Origin of the sequence: Lapidilactobacillus bayanensis (assembly GCF_003946695.1) — a bacterium.
Taxonomy (GTDB): domain Bacteria; phylum Bacillota; class Bacilli; order Lactobacillales; family Lactobacillaceae; genus Lapidilactobacillus; species Lapidilactobacillus bayanensis.
The window spans coordinates 17643-34956 of record NZ_RHOX01000009.1 but is presented as its reverse complement, the minus strand read 5'-3'; the positions used below and the strand labels follow the sequence as shown (position 1 = coordinate 34956).

Annotated in this window: 17 protein-coding genes; 11 read left to right on the top strand and 6 right to left on the bottom strand. The window is 40.3% G+C overall.

Annotated elements, in window-relative coordinates; all coding sequences use genetic code 11:
• The first annotated feature begins 355 nt into the window (after window positions 1–355).
• The 4 genes from EKM65_RS04785 to EKM65_RS04770 all read left to right on the top strand — a co-directional run bounded on the left by EKM65_RS04785 (window position 356) and on the right by EKM65_RS04770 (window position 3583).
• Window positions 356–1096, top strand: a complete 741-nt coding sequence (locus EKM65_RS04785) for an amino acid ABC transporter ATP-binding protein (RefSeq protein WP_125606121.1) — start codon at window positions 356–358, stop codon at window positions 1094–1096.
• 332 nt (window positions 1097–1428) lie between these two features.
• A complete protein-coding gene (locus EKM65_RS04780; RefSeq protein WP_125606270.1) occupies window positions 1429–2262 on the top strand; it encodes a transporter substrate-binding domain-containing protein in 834 nt (277 codons plus the stop codon).
• On the top strand, window positions 2259–2912 hold the full coding sequence (locus tag EKM65_RS04775) for an amino acid ABC transporter permease (protein WP_125606118.1): 654 nt from the start codon (window positions 2259–2261) through the stop codon (window positions 2910–2912). Before EKM65_RS04780 ends, EKM65_RS04775 begins: the two co-directional genes overlap by 4 nt.
• A gap of 14 nt (window positions 2913–2926) precedes the next feature.
• Window positions 2927–3583: an amino acid ABC transporter permease gene (locus EKM65_RS04770; protein WP_125606115.1), complete on the top strand. Its 657-nt coding sequence runs from the start codon at window positions 2927–2929 to the stop codon at window positions 3581–3583.
• 134 nt (window positions 3584–3717) lie between these two features.
• On the opposite strand, the gene EKM65_RS04765 is transcribed toward EKM65_RS04770, so the two are convergent.
• The 3 genes from EKM65_RS04765 to EKM65_RS04755 form a co-directional block, all read right to left on the bottom strand.
• Window positions 3718–4482: a hypothetical protein gene (locus EKM65_RS04765; RefSeq protein WP_125606112.1), complete on the bottom strand. Its 765-nt coding sequence runs from the start codon at window positions 4480–4482 to the stop codon at window positions 3718–3720.
• The gene (locus tag EKM65_RS04760) at window positions 4472–5005 is read right to left on the bottom strand and encodes a sigma-70 family RNA polymerase sigma factor (RefSeq protein WP_125606109.1); all 534 of its coding nucleotides are present in this window, start codon (window positions 5003–5005) and stop codon (window positions 4472–4474) included. The genes EKM65_RS04765 and EKM65_RS04760 overlap by 11 nt, the downstream gene beginning before the upstream one ends.
• A 398-nt stretch (window positions 5006–5403) precedes the next feature.
• The gene (locus EKM65_RS04755; RefSeq protein WP_125606106.1) at window positions 5404–5604 is read right to left on the bottom strand and encodes a hypothetical protein; all 201 of its coding nucleotides are present in this window, start codon (window positions 5602–5604) and stop codon (window positions 5404–5406) included.
• 228 nt (window positions 5605–5832) lie between these two features.
• Between EKM65_RS04755 and EKM65_RS04750 the strand changes: the two genes are divergently transcribed.
• Genes EKM65_RS04750 through EKM65_RS04735 form a run of 4 tightly spaced genes read left to right on the top strand, consistent with a single transcriptional unit; the run spans window position 5833 to window position 8581 of the window.
• The gene (locus EKM65_RS04750) at window positions 5833–6204 is read left to right on the top strand and encodes a GntR family transcriptional regulator (protein ID WP_125606104.1); all 372 of its coding nucleotides are present in this window, start codon (window positions 5833–5835) and stop codon (window positions 6202–6204) included.
• A complete protein-coding gene (locus tag EKM65_RS04745) occupies window positions 6197–7057 on the top strand; it encodes an ATP-binding cassette domain-containing protein (RefSeq protein WP_125606101.1) in 861 nt (286 codons plus the stop codon). The genes EKM65_RS04750 and EKM65_RS04745 overlap by 8 nt, the downstream gene beginning before the upstream one ends.
• A 1-nt stretch (window position 7058) precedes the next feature.
• The gene (locus tag EKM65_RS04740; RefSeq protein ID WP_125606098.1) at window positions 7059–7820 is read left to right on the top strand and encodes a hypothetical protein; all 762 of its coding nucleotides are present in this window, start codon (window positions 7059–7061) and stop codon (window positions 7818–7820) included.
• Window positions 7821–7831: 11 nt separating this feature from the next.
• A complete protein-coding gene (locus tag EKM65_RS04735) occupies window positions 7832–8581 on the top strand; it encodes a hypothetical protein (RefSeq protein WP_125606096.1) in 750 nt (249 codons plus the stop codon).
• A 685-nt stretch (window positions 8582–9266) separates the two neighbouring features.
• On the opposite strand, the gene EKM65_RS04730 is transcribed toward EKM65_RS04735, so the two are convergent.
• The 3 genes from EKM65_RS04730 to EKM65_RS11215 form a co-directional block, all read right to left on the bottom strand.
• Window positions 9267–9983 carry a CBS domain-containing protein gene (locus EKM65_RS04730; protein ID WP_125606093.1) on the bottom strand — a complete coding sequence of 239 codons (717 nt, stop codon included), beginning with the start codon at window positions 9981–9983 and terminating at the stop codon, window positions 9267–9269.
• Window positions 9984–10029: 46 nt separating this feature from the next.
• Complete coding sequence (hflX, locus tag EKM65_RS04725) at window positions 10030–11316, bottom strand: GTPase HflX (RefSeq protein WP_125606090.1); 1287 nt, start codon at window positions 11314–11316, stop codon at window positions 10030–10032.
• An 835-nt stretch (window positions 11317–12151) separates the two neighbouring features.
• Window positions 12152–12307, bottom strand: coding sequence for a hypothetical protein (locus tag EKM65_RS11215; protein ID WP_164506825.1), 156 nt, complete (start codon window positions 12305–12307; stop codon window positions 12152–12154).
• Between the two features lie 279 nt (window positions 12308–12586).
• Here EKM65_RS11215 and EKM65_RS04720 point away from each other — a divergent pair, with 279 nt between their 5' ends.
• From EKM65_RS04720 to EKM65_RS04710, 3 genes are all read left to right on the top strand, one after another.
• The gene (locus tag EKM65_RS04720; RefSeq protein ID WP_125606266.1) at window positions 12587–13348 is read left to right on the top strand and encodes an ABC transporter ATP-binding protein; all 762 of its coding nucleotides are present in this window, start codon (window positions 12587–12589) and stop codon (window positions 13346–13348) included.
• Between the two features lie 13 nt (window positions 13349–13361).
• Complete coding sequence (locus EKM65_RS04715; protein ID WP_125606087.1) at window positions 13362–15200, top strand: ABC transporter permease; 1839 nt, start codon at window positions 13362–13364, stop codon at window positions 15198–15200.
• A gap of 783 nt (window positions 15201–15983) precedes the next feature.
• Window positions 15984–17156, top strand: a complete 1173-nt coding sequence (locus EKM65_RS04710) for an MFS transporter (protein ID WP_125606084.1) — start codon at window positions 15984–15986, stop codon at window positions 17154–17156.
• The last annotated feature ends 158 nt before the right edge of the window (window positions 17157–17314 follow it).

The following is a 17314-nucleotide window of genomic DNA, read 5'->3' as shown; positions in this document are numbered from 1 at the left end:
AGTTTTAGTTGCAACAATTTTAATCAAGCAGTGTCCACCACGTTCCAGCGACAAGTATTTATTTTCCACCACGGTACTCACCACATTCCATACGCAACCTTTGCGTAAAGCGCGAAGAATCGCAACAAAGTAGTTTTATTTTTCATCACCACGTCAATGTTACTTAATCCTTGCAATACACCTCACATTCGGGTTAAACTTGGCATATTTAATCAGTAAAACACGAATAATAACTGTTATTAATACTGACGAGTTCGTAAATATGTCGGGATACTTGCACTCAGACTTATTTTACCGTAATATAATAAATATATTATTTAAGAAAACTTTTTATAAAAATAAGGAGGGTCTTATAATGTCAATGATTGAATTTCATGATGTTAATAAGTACTATGGTAAGTTCCACGCGCTAAAGAATATTAATCTGACTGTTGAACGCGGTGAAGTTGTGACGATTATTGGACCTTCCGGATCCGGTAAGAGTACTTTATTGCGCACAATCAACGGACTTGAACATATTTCTTCTGGCCAATTATTGGTTGATAACTTTGACTTGGCTGATCCTAAAACAAACATGAATAAGATTCGCAAAAATGTTGGCATGGTATTTCAACATTTTAATTTGTACGCCAATAAAACTATTATGGAGAACATTACCTTGGGGCCGATCCAAGTACTGAAGGTGCCTAAAAAGGAAGCCGAAGAACGCGCCAATAAATTGTTGGGGTTAGTTGGTCTTCAAGATCAGGCTAACAAGTTGCCGGCCATGTTATCAGGTGGACAACAACAGCGTATCGCCATTGCCCGAGCGTTAGCAATGCAACCCAAAGCAATTTTATTCGATGAGCCAACATCGGCACTTGATCCAGAAATGATTGGTGATGTTTTGGACGTTATGAAGAAAGTTGCCGATCAGGGCATGACGATGATTGTTGTTACTCATGAAATGGGTTTCGCTAAAGAAGTCGGTGATCGTTTAGTCTTCATGGCCGATGGTGAGATTCGTGAAGACTCTGATAATCCTAAGGAATTCTTCCAGAACCCACAAGATCAACGGGCCAAAGATTTCCTAAGCAAAATTATTCACGCAGATTAAGCCATGTTTCAACTAGGCGAATTTCGCCATAGTTGAATGGACACCGCCACGAACATCAAAGTTTCTTAGCTTGTTTTGCTAAGAAACTATCATTAGAGTGAGATAGGGCCATGTTTCAACTAGGCGAACTTCGCCATGCTATGTTTCTTGCGTCATGAATTTTGCCACAAGAATAGACAACGTCCGTAGCATCAAAGTTATTTGCGGTCTGTGCAAATAACTGTCCTTGGCTGCGGAGTAGCAGTTGAATGGACACCGCCACGAATATCAGAAGTTTCTTCACAAGGTTCGCTAAGAAACTGTCATCTAAAAAATGAGATAGGAGGTGCATGATGAGAAATAAGCAGAAAAGTTGGGCAAAACTTTGGCTATTGCTTCCGTTACTGAGTTTATTGATTGCCTTGTCCGCATGCGGCAAAAACATTGCTCAGGAAGACGTCGTGCAGCGCGTTAAAAAGACTAATGAGATTACTTGGGGCGTGAAGAGTGATACACGTTTATTTGGTCTGATGAACATTAAAACGGGCAAAATTCAAGGCTTTGACGTCGATATTGCGAAAGCTATTTCTAAAGAAATCTTTGGCGATCAAGTTAAGATTAATTTCGTGCCTGTAACAAGTAATACTCGCTTGCCATTGTTGAAGAATGGTAATGTTGAAGGATTGGTTTCGACGATGACGATTACGCCTGAACGCAAAAAAGAAATTGACTTCTCTGATGTTTATTTCAATGCCGGCCAAGCTATCATCGTTAAAAAAGGGAGTAAGATCAAATCAGTTAAGGATTTAACGAAGGGGACTAAAGTTATTGGCATTCAAGGCTCTAATTCGGTTGATAATATTAAAAAAGCCGCGCCAAATACACAAGTCTTGCAATTATCTGATGCGGCCCAAGCCTTCACTGCCTTGAAATCTGATCAAGGCGACGCGATGACAACTGATAATGGTATTTTATATGGTTTGGTTTCTGATGATCCTAGTTATCAGGTTGTTGGGGGAACGTTTACCAGTGAACCTTATGGAATTGGCATTAATAAAGGTCAGAAGAAATTCCGGACAGCCATCAATCAGGCTTTAAAGACTATTGAAAAAGATGGTACTTATCAAAAAATTGTCGATAAATGGTTCAAAAAGATTTCTGGGTTTGATGGGAGTGTGGTCAAATGATATCAATCTTAACAAACAATTGGTCAGCATTACTGGAGGGGATCAAGTATACGCTTGAATCAAGCTTAATTGCGTTGATTGGTAGTTTGATTCTAGGTGTCATCTTTGCCATGTTGGAAATCAGCCCCAACAAAACGGTTCACATTATCGGTCGTACTTACGTGGAAATATTCCGGAATATTCCTTTATTAGTTGTGGCCATGTTTTTTTACATTGTGATGCCACGTTTTATTCCCGGTCTGGATGGCTTTACTGCGGGCACAATCGGCTTAACCATCTACACGTCGGCTTTTATTGCTGAGACAGTGCGCGCCGGTATCGAAAGTGTGCCAGTTGGTCAAATGGAAGCTGCTCGCAGTAATGGGATGGCTTATTTACAAGCGATGCGCTTCATTATCTTACCGCAAGCGATCAAGATTGTCGTACCACCATTAGGTAATCAGTTCGTCAATTTGGTCAAGAATTCGTCGGTGCTCGCTTTCTTAGCTGGTTTCGACCTGATGTACCAAGGTAATTTAATTGCCTCGACAACGTTTAAAACAACCGATACGTACTTAGCAGTCGGCTTGTTGTATCTGGTGATGACAATGCCGCTGAGTTATTTAATGCGTTACTTGGAAAAACGTTGGGCTAAAAACCAACAGGCTTAAGAGGAGGAAGTGCCATGCAAAATTTCATTCAAGCTTATAGCTGGATTAACCTGCGCTTTCTTTTAGAAGGTTTGTGGGTAACCATTTACGTTTCCGCTATTTCGGTTGTGCTTAGTTTTTTAATTGGTTCGGTTTTAGGGATTATTCGTTATATGAAGATTAAATACGTTTCGATGATTGTGGGTTTAGTGATTGACATCATTCGCAATCTACCACTTTTGTTGATCATTTTCTTTATGTATTTCGGTTTGCCGAGTACTTTTGGGATTCGGTTAAGTACGGTTGGTGCTGCGATCGTGGCCTTGACAATTTTTGAATCGGCGATGTTGGCCGAAATTATTCGGAGTGGGATTCAATCAATTGATGCTGGTCAAATGGAAGCCGCCCGCAGCAACGGATTAAGTTACCTCCAAGCTTTGTGGCATATTATTTTGCCACAGGCATTTCGTAATATGGTGCCACCAATTGTTAGCCAGTTTGTTTCGCTGGTTAAGGATTCGTCGCTAGCAACGATTATTCTGCTGCCAGAATTGATGTATCATTCGCAGATTATTTATGGACAGAATACGAATTACATGATTCCCATCTTTATTGCCATGGCGGTTTTCTACTTTATTATCTGCTTCATGCTATCACGTCTGTCACAGCGCCTTGCTATGCGGCTGAAATAGCCAGTTAGTTATTTTAAGAAGATTAAAAAAGCCTGTTGCGATTTAAGCGCAACAGGCTTTTTACATGGATTGGTTTGAAAAGTTCGCTTACCGGTTCAATTTGGGGTTGAACTAGCATGCAGAAAATATTGTTGTTAAATCGGGCTCCCAGTAGAGATCCAGTTCCATAAGAAATAAAGTGCTAGTCCACCTAGCCAAATAATACCGAACCACATAAAGCAACCATATTGACCAGCAACATTACTAAAATACATGTCTAATTTTTTAATACGAGTCACTCTGTCGGTAATTGAAATATTTTTCATTGCCGGAATAGTTAAGGTGTTCTTTTTAAATAATTGACCATTTTCAGAAGTAAGAATTTCGGTGAAGATATGCCGGTCATCCGTTTCAAAATCAAGTGTGTACCACGCATCGGTAACACGCTTTAATCCTCGATGGTCAGTCGGGACAACTTGAGAATGACGCTTTAATTTAATCGAATGTAATGCGGAATACTCATAAGAGAAATATTGATTAGGATCATCGAGAAATTCGATTACAATGAAAAAAATCATGCGTTTATTTGTGAAAGCCATAATTCGATTACCGCGTAGGCTATCTTGCTCATGCATATATTTTTGAGCAGCTGTAGTTTTTGGATGATACATGCCCATCACGCCGCCAGTTGCAAATTGTGAGTTTTGCTCGTCGGTCATGGGCATGAAGTTAATAATTTTTTCATCAGGTTCAAGTAGCTTAGTAAGTTGGTCAAGGACTTGTTGCATGGTGATGTACAGTGCCGCTTGACGTTCACGATATTTCTGACGTAAATAAGGTGTTGCTGGCTTCACAAATGATTTTGCTGTTAAACCGTTCATATTGCTAACAACTTCAATAAAAGGATTACTAAAAATCATGTTGATTGACCTCCTGCTTTAGCTTGCGACGTCCGCGAGATAAATGTTTGTAAACGGCTAACGAACGCATATTTAATGTTTTCGCGATTTCTTTAGTCGTTAAATCATCAATGAAGTAAAGTTTAAAAATTTTCCGTTCAGTTTCTGAAAGAGGCGCAAATAATTCGTCGTAATCGAGGGGCTCTTCGGTAGTACTAACGGCATCATCAACCAAGAAGTTTTCATCAATGGCTAATGTTTGAAATGTTCCCTTAATACCACGCTTATAATCAATAGCTTGGTTCTTAACAACAGTACCCAGCCAAGCCTTGAATTCTCCCTTCGTTGCGTCATAGGTGGTAATTTTTGACCAGACTTGATAATAACAACGGTTCTCAACATCTTGTACAAAACCACGTTCATACGATGTCGGTAGATTGTGTAGAATGACTTGTTGAATAAAATCCCCATAATTTTCGATCAATTGCCCTAGCGCTTTTTCATCGTGATGACGCAATGCGTCGATCACATCTTGCTCGTCCATCCATTCCACCTTCTTTGTCGTTCAAAGTAAATTTGCTAACCTCGATCAGTAGTAGTCATTCAATAGCTATTGTGTCCTACACCCTATATTACGTGAAGTGTGAGCAAAAGTTGACATTATTTACAAAAGAAATTTTTGGTTTGTTGTTTAAATGAGAAATACCGAGCTCTAGAACTGTTGCGTTGCTCTTCTCCGTGCCTACGGGAAATGCGCTGGTGGAACGCTGTGGGCTCGACTTTAAGCCAAATAAATTTGTCTTAAAGCTCGGCCTTGTCGTAAGCAATAAATTGCCAACGACAATTTCACAGCTGACCGCGATTTCCCTCCGGCACTGACTAACAAACTATGGTGTGATTTAACTTCAAGTCTGTATTTCTCAAAATTTTAAGGGGGGTAATTCAACCACTCGTCAACTCAGCGCGTGCGCAAAGGTTGCTAATTTGCTTAATTAGTGGCGGCGAAAGAATACCGCTCAGTAGTGAAATTAATGTTGGCAATTTATTGCTTACATTAAGGCTCGCATTTGAGACGATTTGTCCTTTAATCGGCTCAAATCGACGCCCACTACGTTCCAGCGCAAAGTATTCTTTCGCCGCCACGACAACGCGCCACATTCCATAGGCAACCTTTGTGCAAGCGCGCAGAACCGCAACATGACAGTTTTAGTTCTGGCGCATTAAATCAGTAACATCAAAAAATACCAACTCAAAAATAAAAGTTTTAATCGATAAAGCGTTGACAAAAATTAGTTATGGTTATATAGTTAGCTACATAAGTAATTAACCTATTGAAAACCACGTTTGTTTTTTGACGGTGAGGTGAGTCAGTTGCATTTTGATTTTAGTAGTGCGGAATCGTTATATTTACAAGTTGCGAATCAAATTGAAGAGGCGATTTTTTCTGGGGCGTTTGCTGAAGGAACACAAATTCCTTCAACGACAGAAATTTCGCGACAGTTCAAAATTAATCCGGCAACTGTTTTAAAGGGTATGAATATCTTGGTTGAACAACAATTGATCGAAAAAAAACGAGGATTGGGGATGTTTGTCATGGCAGGGGCACAGACCAAAATCATCGCCAAACGTAAAGCCTCGTTTTTCGAAGATTATGTGGCATCATTAATCGTTGAATCAAAAAAATTAGGATTATCAAAGGCAGATTTACAACGTCTGATTGAAAGAGGGTACGGTCATGAGTGAAGTTGTCGTTAAACATATTCAGAAGAAATATCGGAAACACCAAGTTTTACAGGATATTAGTTTTACATTGGAACCGGGTAAAATTTATGGGTTATTAGGACGTAATGGTGTTGGGAAAAGTACTTTGTTGCGGATCATTAATAATCGTGCGTTCGCTAATAATGGTGAAATTACCCTTGATGGGCGGTCAGTCGTTGATAATGAAGCAGCCCAGCGGCGTTTTTACTTAATGAGTGATACTGACTTTTATCCGTCAAGTATGAAAGTTAGGCAAGCGTTTCAATGGTTGAGCAAGTTTTATGGCACCTTTGATTGGCGCTACAATGAACATTTGGTTAAAGTTTTTGATCTAGATGTCAATCAGAAGATTGCTAAATTATCAACTGGTTATCTGACGATCTTCAAATTAATCAATGCGTTATGTTTACCGGTTGAATTTATTTTCTTAGATGAGCCGGTGTTAGGACTTGACGCGAATAACCGCGAACTGTTCTATTCGGAATTATTGAGTACTTATGAAGAACGGCCGCGAACATTTGTCATCGCCACTCATTTAATCGAGGAAGTTGCGAATATTGTGGAACATGTTTTGATTGTTGACAAGGGCGTGATTAAGAAAGATTGCGATGCGACAGTTCTGTTGAATCAAGCACACGTTATTTCTGGCCCGCAAGCAGCCGTTGAAGAATTCGTGGCTGGTTATCAAGTTTTGCAACGTAAACATTTAGGTGAGATTGAAATGGCCTATGTTTTAGGTGAATTGCCCCGCGACACGCGAACAAGTTCCGTTGCAATTCAGCAAATGTCGCTCCAAGAATTATTCATCTGTCTGACTGGCAAGGTAGGTGATTAGCATGACTAAAACGAGTTGGCAATTTCATTGGCGGCGCTTATTTCTTGAAAATTATAATTATGCCTTAGGACTTTTCGGCCTGTGGCTATCAATTGATCTATTAGACTATGTTGTTGGAATTAACCTTCGTTTATTGGATGTCAAATCGGTTTGCAGTGCGGTATTATACGTATCCATGGCCGATCTGGCTATCTTAACCAAAGAAAATACCACTTTTTTCTTACAAATGGGAATCCCGCGGCGCCGTAGTTGGTTCATGCAATGGCTTTCAGTGTTGCTGAGTACGTTTTTATTGGATGGCATGATCACACTTTATTTAAAAATTGCTACCAGAGGTCAGGTACCGATTAATAATTTTGCTGGCATCTTTAAATCTTATCGAGCAGCTTTCAATCAGCCTTGGCAATTTGGTCTTTTTCTCTTTTTAATGTTTGCCTTTTTCATCATGGTGATGTTGTTGTTAGGTTTCATTTTTGGATTATTGCTCACACAAACGAACTGGATTGTTGCACTTTTTAGCGTGTATGGCGGATTTGTGACTGTTCCTGGATTAATTGCCGGCGCAATCGGCTTGGTTTATTGGCAAGCTAATACAACAACGAAGCAACATATTACAGCGTTCTTGTATCGTTTAATTGGTCGTTCCACAGATGGGGTACGCGCTTGGCCATTGTTAATTACTCTGTCAGTTGTCGTGGCTATTTTAAGTGGCGTTAGTTATTTATTTGCCCGCCGCTTGCAAGCTAAAATTCGCAAAGGTTAGGAGGGGTCACGATGGAAACTAGTAAGCTTTGGCAATACCAAGTCAGAAATTTAGGCAGAACTTTTAGTTTTTATATTGCAATTATGACCGGAATCACTATATTTCTAACCGTCACGTTAATGATTGCTTTTCACTGGCAAGCTACGGCGATTGTGTCGTGGTTTTCTGCGACATTCCAAGTTATGTTCGTCTTTTCGTTGGTCCTGTTATCATTTCAGTTAGTATCAAATTGGCGTTATTTGCTCGAGTTCGGTTACAGTCGGCGACATTTATATCGTCAAGGTTGGCAACTGGTTTTGTTATTTTCATTAGGCTGGACGCTTTTGGTTTTTGCTGGGAGTCTGATTCCTGGTGTCAATCAACTGCTGATTTTTCGCTTATTTAGTTTTGGTGACTACCAGTCTTGGTTCAGTATTAACGCATTGAATTTGCTCGTCATTTGTTTGTTGAACAGCGCGCTTATTGGATTGATCATTGAGGTCGCTTCATTACTAGCAATTTTACAAGTAGAATTTCAAAAAAAACTTTTCTTGTCGGTTTTAATTTTGATTTACGCGCTTGGTGCAACCATATTTATTTTACCTAATGCAGGAATCAATTCAGTGGTAGTTCAGAGGGTTACCGCGGTTCTATTAGGTTATAATGCCAGTGGCCCTGATGATCCGTTGCGCTTATTGCTGACAACGGTCGTTATCGGTGGCGTTATCTGGTTTGCCAATTGGAAATTGTGGCTTGGCTATGAGAGTAGAAAAATTAGTTAAGGTATTTATTGCCGCAACCATACAAAAAGAGCCGGGATTTTTATCCCAGCTCTATTCTTTTGTTCTAAATTTATGCCAAGCCTGTTATGCTCGTTATTCTCCGTGCCTACGGGAAATGCGCTGGTGGAACGCTGCGAGCTTGATTTGAGCCAAATCAAAAACCGATTTGTCTCAAATACGAGCTTTCTTGTAAATGGTAAACCATTAACAAGAATGACGCGGCTGACCGCGATTTCCCTCCGGCACTGACAAACGAGATGTGGTGGTGTGATTTAACTTCAAGTTTGGATTTCTAAAGAGTTTGAAGTGATTAAACCACTCGTTAATTCAGTGCCGGCGCAAAGGTTGCCATCTTACTGGCTAAGTGGCGGGAAATAGATACCGCTCAGTAGTGAAATTCTTGTTGCAGCTTTAGCTGTTACAAGAAGGTTCGACTTGAAGACAATTTGTTTTTTAATTGGCTTCAAGCGAGCCCACTACGTTCCAGCGCAAAGTATCTATTTCCCGCCACGGTACTCGCTACGTTCCCTAAACAACCTTTGCGCAAGCGCGACGAGGTGCAAAATAACAGTTTTAGGTTTTGGTGAGGCAGCAGCTCACGTGTTCTATGCGCAATCCTCGTGTAAACATGAAGAACTACAATCTAGCAGTTTTGCTTTCTGCACAGAACCTGAGAATGGTAATCTTACAAATTCGCAATGATTTCGGGCATATCCCAAGGCGTGATGATACCTGTAATATCATCGGGATGATCGACGTGATTATCCGAAGACATCAACAAAATAAATGACGATTTACCTTCTTTTATTTTGCGCATGAAAATATCGTCGATATCGTAAATTGACGTCTCTTCGTTGACGACCATGAAGGAATCTTTCCGTTTGTCGAGTGCCAGAATATTTTCTAAATGAACTGATTTGATTGAGATTAAATCTTCTTGTAATTGACTAGCCATGAACTTCGTAATGCCGTTATCCGTGACCACGCCAACCAAATGATCCTCCGCAAAAACAGGAAATTTTGTGTAACCATATTTTTTAACCGCTTGTAAAACATCGTGAAGATTATCCGTCAGTTTAAAAGAAATAACCTGTGAACGAAAGAGCGCCTTGATTTTCTTGGCCTCACGAATTTTAGTCGTCAGTGTTTCAACTTTCTCGATTAAATAATCGCTTGGTGTGGCGATTTCACCCTCAGCTTGAATGCCTTCATGAACGAGAATATTACGAAAGTTCCGCAAGAAATCTAATTCCTGATAATGTGAGGTGATCAGCTGATCGTGGGCCTGTTGAGCAATACGCAATAATGCACCGAGATTGTTTTTGGCGTCAACTTGCAAACGATGTTGAATAACACGCTCTAGTTCATTAAAAACCTGCAAAAAGCGTTGATAATTATCCATGAGAGCTGCTCCTTTAGCCGGTTGATTAATACCACAGAATTGGTATTTACTGAATGAACTTTTGATATTTATTGTAGCGAATTGGATCGAGAACAACTTTAACTCGCGTACCTTGTTCCGTGTAGTCTTTATCAATAATGCTTGTGTGCGCCTCTAATTCGGCAAGAATACGAGCTTCACTGAAAGGAATTAATAAGTTGACAGTATGGTAGCCGGCGAAAATATGTTTGGTGATTAATTTGGCCAACGCTTCAATGGAAGCAGGATCTTTGGCAGAATAAATGAAATCATCGCCAGTGTTTTCCGGATAATTCGTATCGGGACGCAAATCGGCTTTGTTAAAAGCAACAATCATTGGAATATTAGTAATGCCAATTTCTTGAAGTGTTTGTGTGGTAGTCGCCATCATGTCACGGTAATTAGGATCGGCGTAGTCAACCACTTGAATGAGTAAATCGGCATCGGCAGCTTCAGCCAAGGTTGATTTGAACGAAGCGATTAAACGATGAGGTAAATGACTGACAAAACCAACCGTATCACTTAGCAAGAATTGTTGCTTGTTGGGTAGCTGGATGGTACGGACACTTGTATCTAGAGTGGCGAATAACATATCTTTTTCAAAAACTTGTTTCTTTTCACCGTCTAATTGATCGAAGCGGGCCAACAGTTGGTTCATTGTCGTGGATTTGCCAGCATTGGTATAACCAACTAAGGCAACTTTAGGAAGGCCACTTTGTTGACGTCGTTCACGCTGCGTCGCTGCACTTTTTTCTAGTACGGCCAAATTCTGTTTCAAATCACTGATGCGTTTACGAATGACACGACGATCCAATTCGGATTGTGTTTCACCAGCACCACGGTTACGGAGACCGCCACCACCGCCATGTTGCTGATCTAAGGAATTAGCAGACGGGTGAATTCGCGGCAGTTCATATTGTAAGCGGGCAATTTCGACCTGCGTTTTGGCTTCACGAGTTTTTGCACGATCAGCGAAGATTTCTAGAATCAATTCAGTTCGATCGACAATTCGTAGTTTAGTTTCTTTTTCAATATTAGAAATCTGTGATGGCGAAAGTTCGTCGTTAATGACGAGCGTGTGGACATCTAAGGCGTTAGCTAATTCGCCAATTTCTTGCACCTTGCCAGAGCCGAAATAAGTGGCCGCATCCATTCGATCTAAATTTTGAACAACTTGGTCAACAACTTCCATATTGTCAGCCTTAGCCAATTCACCAAGTTCATTCAGTGTGTAGTCAAAATCAGGCGCTTTACGGTTCAACCCGCCAATCAACACACGTTCTTTTTGCGGTTGTAAATTAATAATTTCAGACATATATTTTCCTCCAAGTCGTGAGCCACAACGAATTAAGTTTGAAATCTAAAGTAGGCAAAGGAGAAATTCAGAATGAATTTAGTCCTCAACAGTTGATGCATCAATCACAGTTGCGGCGAACACGTTTAAAAATAAGTAGTGAACGTCAACATTTCAAACTTGGCAACCAAGCTCAGCAAGCGCTGAATTCAAAACGAATTCAGTATTTGCTAGCTTAGACGTCAATTTCAGTTGACGCGAATACGGCTAAATAGCGTGATAAATAGTTGATGCCATTTTCAGACAACAAAAAAGAGCCGACCGAAGCCGCCTCTAAGCATACAAAAGTATACAAAAAGAATCTGCCATCAATCGTTTAATATCGCGATTCATTTAACGTACTGACAATAACGAAGCTCCTCTTAAACGCATTGTCGACAGTCCTCTCTACGTGAATTTACTAAATAAAGCATACCATGAACCACAAAAAAAAGCACGTTTCAAATCAGAGTGCGAAAAGCACGGGTTGGCAACATTTTTCAAAATCCGTGAACTATATATATTGAGTTTCTTCGTGTCTCCAGAAAATACGCTGGTGGAACGCTGAGGGCTCGACTTCAAGACAATCTTTGATTGTCTTGAAGCTCGGACTTGCCGTAAGCAATAAATCGTCAACGACAACGTCACAGCTGACCGCGATTTTTTCCGGAACTGACAAAAATATGTTAGTAAAATTTAGCCGCAAGTTTGTGCTTCTAAAAATTGAGAAAGATTTAACTACAATTTTATACGACAACAAAATGGCGGTGCTTCAACCGCATATCAATTCAGCGCTTGCGTAAAGGTTGCCCTCTCATTAATTTAGTGGCGGCGAAGAAATACCGCTCAGTAGTGAAATTATTGTTGTAGCTTTAGCTATTACAATAAGGCTCGCATTTGAGACGATTCGCACTTCAATCGGCTTAAATCGACGCCCACTACGTTCCAGCACCGAGTATTTCTTCGCCGCCACGATAACACCAAATCTCATAGACAACCTTTGCGCAAGGCGTGAAGAACCACAGTAAGATAGTTTTAGTTCTCGCTGTCCTAATTAAACAACGTCCACACAATCAAAGCCGTTCCGAACAATAACAGGCATCAGCAAGCTTGTCAAGGGCCGAAAGACTCGGATTTAGCTAACAAGTCTGTAAGTTTAAAAGCAGTTTTGTTAGGAAAATGGTGCGAAAAATTACACGCGATTTTGTATACTTAAGTCATCAATTAATTAAGTGAGCGATTTTTGGAGGGAATTAAATTGGCAAACGACGTTGTAACGGTCAATAATCTAGTTAAAACATACGGTAAAACAAATGAAAAACAATACACGGCTTTAAAAGATGTTTCTTTTGCAGTGGAAAATGGTGAATTTGTCGGCATCATGGGTGCTTCCGGCTCCGGCAAAACAACATTGTTAAATATTTTATCAACTTTGGATAAGCCGACTTCAGGTGAAGTGCGAATTAATAACCGCGATGTAACAAAATTAAAAGGAAATCAAATGGCAGATTTTCGTAGCAAGCAAGTTGGTTTTATTTTCCAAGATTTCAATTTATTAGAAAACTTAACGGCTTACGAAAATATTGCCTTACCTTTGTCATTACAAAATATTGCACCACGTAAAATCAAACCGCTAGTTAATCAAATTGCGCAGCGTCTATCAATTGAAAGTGTGCTCGATCATTATCCAACCGAACTATCTGGTGGACAGAAACAGCGAGTTGCTGCCGCGCGGGCTTTAGTGCATCAACCGGCAATCTTATTTGGTGATGAACCAACTGGTGCGCTCGATTCTAATTCGGCGCGGGAATTATTGGAAACGATGGACTCGTTAAATCACGAAGATCAGGTTTCAATTTTATTAGTCACTCATGATCCTTTTTCAGCGAGTTATTGTCAACGAATTCTCTTTATTAAGGACGGTAAAATCGGTCAAGAATTAAAACGCAATGGTCGACCACGGGCGGAGTTTTATCAAGAGATCTTGAATTCGTTAGGGACGTTTGTCGATTAGGAGGGGTGAGTAGATGTTAACAAAATTAGCTTTGACAGGAATCAAAAGCCGCCTCAAAGATTACATTGTCCTTTTTTCGGGCTTAATTGTTTCGGCAGCGACTTTTTATATGTTCATGACTCTGGCTACTAACAAGAATTTTCTTGGCAACAATTCAATGTTGTCCGCCAATAACACGATGTTTATTTTCGGCTTTGGCGCGGTTTTATTGGGAATTATTACGTTGGTTTATCTGATTTATGCCAATTCATTCTTAATGAATATGCGCCAGCGCGATTATGGTATGTTCATGATGTTAGGCGCCAAGTCTCGCAAAATTGCTCAATTAATCTTCGTGGAAACATTCTCAATTGGTATGATTGCAACATTAGTTGGTTCGGCAATCGGCGTTGGCTTGTCACAAGTTGTTGCTAAGTTGTTAGTGCGACAATTAGGATTGACGTTGCATAACTTTAACGCATTCCATCTACCGGCGATGCTCATCACATTAATTTTCTTCGGTGTTTTGTTTGTTCTATCAGCCTTTTGGAATAGTGCCAAATTAGTGAAGACGCCAGTTATGAAGTTATTACATCAAGCGTCGCAACCAAGTCGCATGCAAGTTAAACCGGTCGTTTTGATTTTACAAGCGTTGTTAGGTTTAGCCTTATTAGCGGTTGGTTACTGGTCCATGGCTAGTATTAAGTTGTTAAATTTAATTGCGATTCCGTTGGCACTGGTGACAATCGTGCTGGGCAGTTACTTCACATTCAATGCAACCTTTATTTGGCTAATCAGTTTATTGAAGCGCAATTCAAAGTTTGCCCTGAAAGGATTACGCAATTTCACGTTATCACAATTGAACTTCCGTATTCATGACTATACGCGAATGTTGGCGATGATTTCCATTTTATTCGCCTTGGCATTGGGGGCGATTACGGTTGGCTTAGGTTTTCAGAATGAGATTAGTGACTTGGCAGCGGCCACGGCACCATATGATTTGATCGTCTATCATCAAGATCAACAAGTTAAAACGGCAGTTGCACAACTTGATCTTAAATCTAAAGCCGTTTATCACTATAAGGTTGTCGATGGTGCCACTTATTATAGTGTTACTGAATTACAACAGCAGCCACTTTATTATGTTGATTATGGCAAGTCCACCGGTGCAGAGATGGTCATGCCAACAATCAAACGTTATGCAGCTCAGGATTATCTGAAGCAAGGTTCAGCAGCCCGTTATGACGCTGCCCGCTGGTTAGCAACTAAGTCCGAGCAATCTACCGAAATTAACGTTAAATTCGTTTCAGCGGCTAAATTTGCTGCTTTAACAGCACCTACGCAACACCTGCAATTGATTCGTGTTCACGATTTTCTCAAAGATAGTAAGAAGATCGGTCAGATTGAAAGCGCGCAAGCCAAAGCAGCACCGCAATTCAAATCAGTTTTGGCAAACAGTAAATATGTTGGTTACGGTGTTTACAAATCCTTATTCTCCGGCATGACCTTCATGGGCTTCTTCTTAGGTATTTCTTTCTTGGCAATGCTGGCAAGTTGCTTAATGTTCAAAATTTTGTCAGGTGCTTATAGCGATGTTCGCCGCTACGAAATGTTGAACAAGATGGGCACGCGCAGAGGTACCTTGAAACATTCTGTTGCCATTGAAATCGGGGTTCTCTACGCATTGCCTGGTGTTTTGGGTGTTTGCCATGTTTTGTTTGGTTTGCAGTTGTTTAAAATGCTGATGATTAATCCTTATCAAGGTATTTGGTTGCCGTTTGCCATTTTCATCTGTTTATATATCGTCTATTATTTGTTAACGACCTGGTTGTATCGGGGAATTGTTATTCCCGCAACCGAGATTGAAAAATAGTTTTGAATTAAGTTGTCGCGAGTTATTTCGCGATAGCTTTTTTTATTGGTGCCGAATTGTTGTGTGGTAGTTCTTCGTGCCTGCGGGAAATATACTGGTGGAACGCTGTGGGCTTGATTTGAACCAAATGAAAAACCGATTTGTCTTTGAATGTGAACTTTATTGAGAGCAGCAAACCCTAGAACTGCTATGTTGCTATTCTTCGTGCCTACGGGAAATGCGCTGGTGGAACGCTGTGAGTTTGATTTGAGCCAAATCAAAAACCGATTTGTCTCAAATACAAACATTCTTGTAAATGGTAAACCATTAACAAGAATGCCACGGCTGACCGCGATTTCCCTCCGGCACTGACAAACGAGATGATGTGGTGTGATTTGACTTCAAGTTTGGATTTCTAAAGATTGGAAGTGATTCAACCAATCGTTAATTTAGCGCTTGCGCAAAGGTTGCCCTCTTGCTTGTCTAGTGAGGGAAAATAAATACCGCTCAGTGGTGAAATTGTTGTTAGTAATTTATTACTTACAACAAGACCTGTCTTGGAGACAATTTTGCAAAAATTGGCTTCAAGCAGTGTCCACCACGTTCCAGCGAAAGTATTTATTTTTCCTCACGATACGCGCGACACTTTGCATACAACCTTCGCGTAAGCGCGAAGAACCGTAAAATAACAATTCAAAATCTAAGACTAAGAATATTAAAACGGTGGCGAAAAATTACACCTTGACTTTTGAGAGCGCATCCAGAATAATGAACTTATTTAATTCAGGAAATTTGGGGTAGGACATGTTTTCGTTACTTTTAGGGATTATTTATCTGGCTTTCATTAGTCTAGGTTTTCCCGACTCGTTAATTGGATCAGGCTGGCCGGTGATGCATACGGCTTTACATGTACCGGTTGCTTACGCGGGAATCATTACAATGATCATCTCGGCCAATACGATTATTTCCAGTTTGTTATCTGATCGTTTAACACGCAAACTTGGTGCGGGAATGGTTACCGCGATTTCTGTGTTGACAACTGCTGTCGCTTTGTTTGGGTTTTCTATCTCACCTAATTTTATTGGTCTGTGTTTTTGGGCAGTTCCTTATGGGTTTGGTGCCGGTGCAGTGGATGCGGCATTGAATAACTTTGTCGCCTTGCATTATGATTCGCGACAAATGAATTGGCTGCATTGTTTTTGGGGTGTTGGTGCCGCGATTAGTCCTTATGTGATGAGCATGAGTCTGACTCATAATTTAGGCTGGCGGTACGGTTATCGGTTGATTGGCATCATTCAATTAGCACTGACAATTGTTTTATTTACTAGTTTGCCACTGTGGCGTAAAAAAGCTTATCAGTTCAAAAACGCTCATCAAGATGTTGAAACCAGACCAGCGTTAAGTCTTGCTAAAATTTTACAGATTACAGGTGTTAAATCTGTTTTACTTGCTTTTTTTGCTTATTGTGCCTTGGAATCAACTGCTGGATTGTGGGCCAGTAGTTTTTTAGTTCAAATTCGCCACGTTGATCCAGAAATTGCCGCCAAATTTGCCGCATTATTTTATATGGGAATTACAATCGGCCGTTTTCTTTCTGGAATTTTCGCCAATCGTTTCGGGGATCGTTTCTTGGTTCGATTTGGCGCTGGCGTTTTAACGTTAGGCGTTGTTTTGATGCTGCTTCCTGGTTCTGACTTTTTCGTTTTGGTTGGCTTGTTAATTGTTGGCTTTGGTTGTGCGCCAATTTATCCTTCGATCATTCATTCGACAGGTGCTAATTTTGGTTCGGAAAATTCGCAGGCGATCATTGGCGTACAAATGGCGGCGGCTTATACCGGCTCAACTTTAATGCCACCTTTATTTGGTTGGTTGAGTAATCATTTGAGCTTGGGTAGCTATCCGTGGTACTTATTATTCTTTGCTGTTGTAATTATGGTCAGCACAGAACAATTGCGCCGTAAAATCGCTAGCCAATAGTTTGTCTGCAATTTTTTGTACCTTTGAAAAAAGTGTTGGTAGTACGTTACAAGTATTGGTTTGCGCCGAATCAAACTCAATTTATTTTAAACTCAAGTTTTATTATGAACGCTAAGATCTAAAACTGTTATTTTGTGTTTCTTCGCGCTTGCGCAAAG

Excerpts from the sequence above, each read along its gene's own strand:
- EKM65_RS04785 (WP_125606121.1), top strand. The coding sequence starts at position 356 with ATGTCAATGATTGAATTTCATGATGTTAATAAGTACTATGGTAAGTTC.
- EKM65_RS04780 (WP_125606270.1), top strand. The coding sequence starts at position 1,429 with ATGAGAAATAAGCAGAAAAGTTGGGCAAAACTTTGGCTATTGCTTCCG.
- EKM65_RS04775 (WP_125606118.1), top strand. The coding sequence starts at position 2,259 with ATGATATCAATCTTAACAAACAATTGGTCAGCATTACTGGAGGGGATC.
- EKM65_RS04770 (WP_125606115.1), top strand. The coding sequence starts at position 2,927 with ATGCAAAATTTCATTCAAGCTTATAGCTGGATTAACCTGCGCTTTCTT.
- EKM65_RS04765 (WP_125606112.1), bottom strand. The coding sequence starts at position 4,482 with ATGATTTTTAGTAATCCTTTTATTGAAGTTGTTAGCAATATGAACGGT.
- EKM65_RS04760 (WP_125606109.1), bottom strand. The coding sequence starts at position 5,005 with ATGGACGAGCAAGATGTGATCGACGCATTGCGTCATCACGATGAAAAA.
- EKM65_RS04745 (WP_125606101.1), top strand. The coding sequence starts at position 6,197 with ATGAGTGAAGTTGTCGTTAAACATATTCAGAAGAAATATCGGAAACAC.
- EKM65_RS04740 (WP_125606098.1), top strand. The coding sequence starts at position 7,059 with ATGACTAAAACGAGTTGGCAATTTCATTGGCGGCGCTTATTTCTTGAA.
- EKM65_RS04735 (WP_125606096.1), top strand. The coding sequence starts at position 7,832 with ATGGAAACTAGTAAGCTTTGGCAATACCAAGTCAGAAATTTAGGCAGA.
- EKM65_RS04730 (WP_125606093.1), bottom strand. The coding sequence starts at position 9,983 with ATGGATAATTATCAACGCTTTTTGCAGGTTTTTAATGAACTAGAGCGT.
- hflX (WP_125606090.1), bottom strand. The coding sequence starts at position 11,316 with ATGTCTGAAATTATTAATTTACAACCGCAAAAAGAACGTGTGTTGATT.
- EKM65_RS04715 (WP_125606087.1), top strand. The coding sequence starts at position 13,362 with ATGTTAACAAAATTAGCTTTGACAGGAATCAAAAGCCGCCTCAAAGAT.
- EKM65_RS04710 (WP_125606084.1), top strand. The coding sequence starts at position 15,984 with ATGTTTTCGTTACTTTTAGGGATTATTTATCTGGCTTTCATTAGTCTA.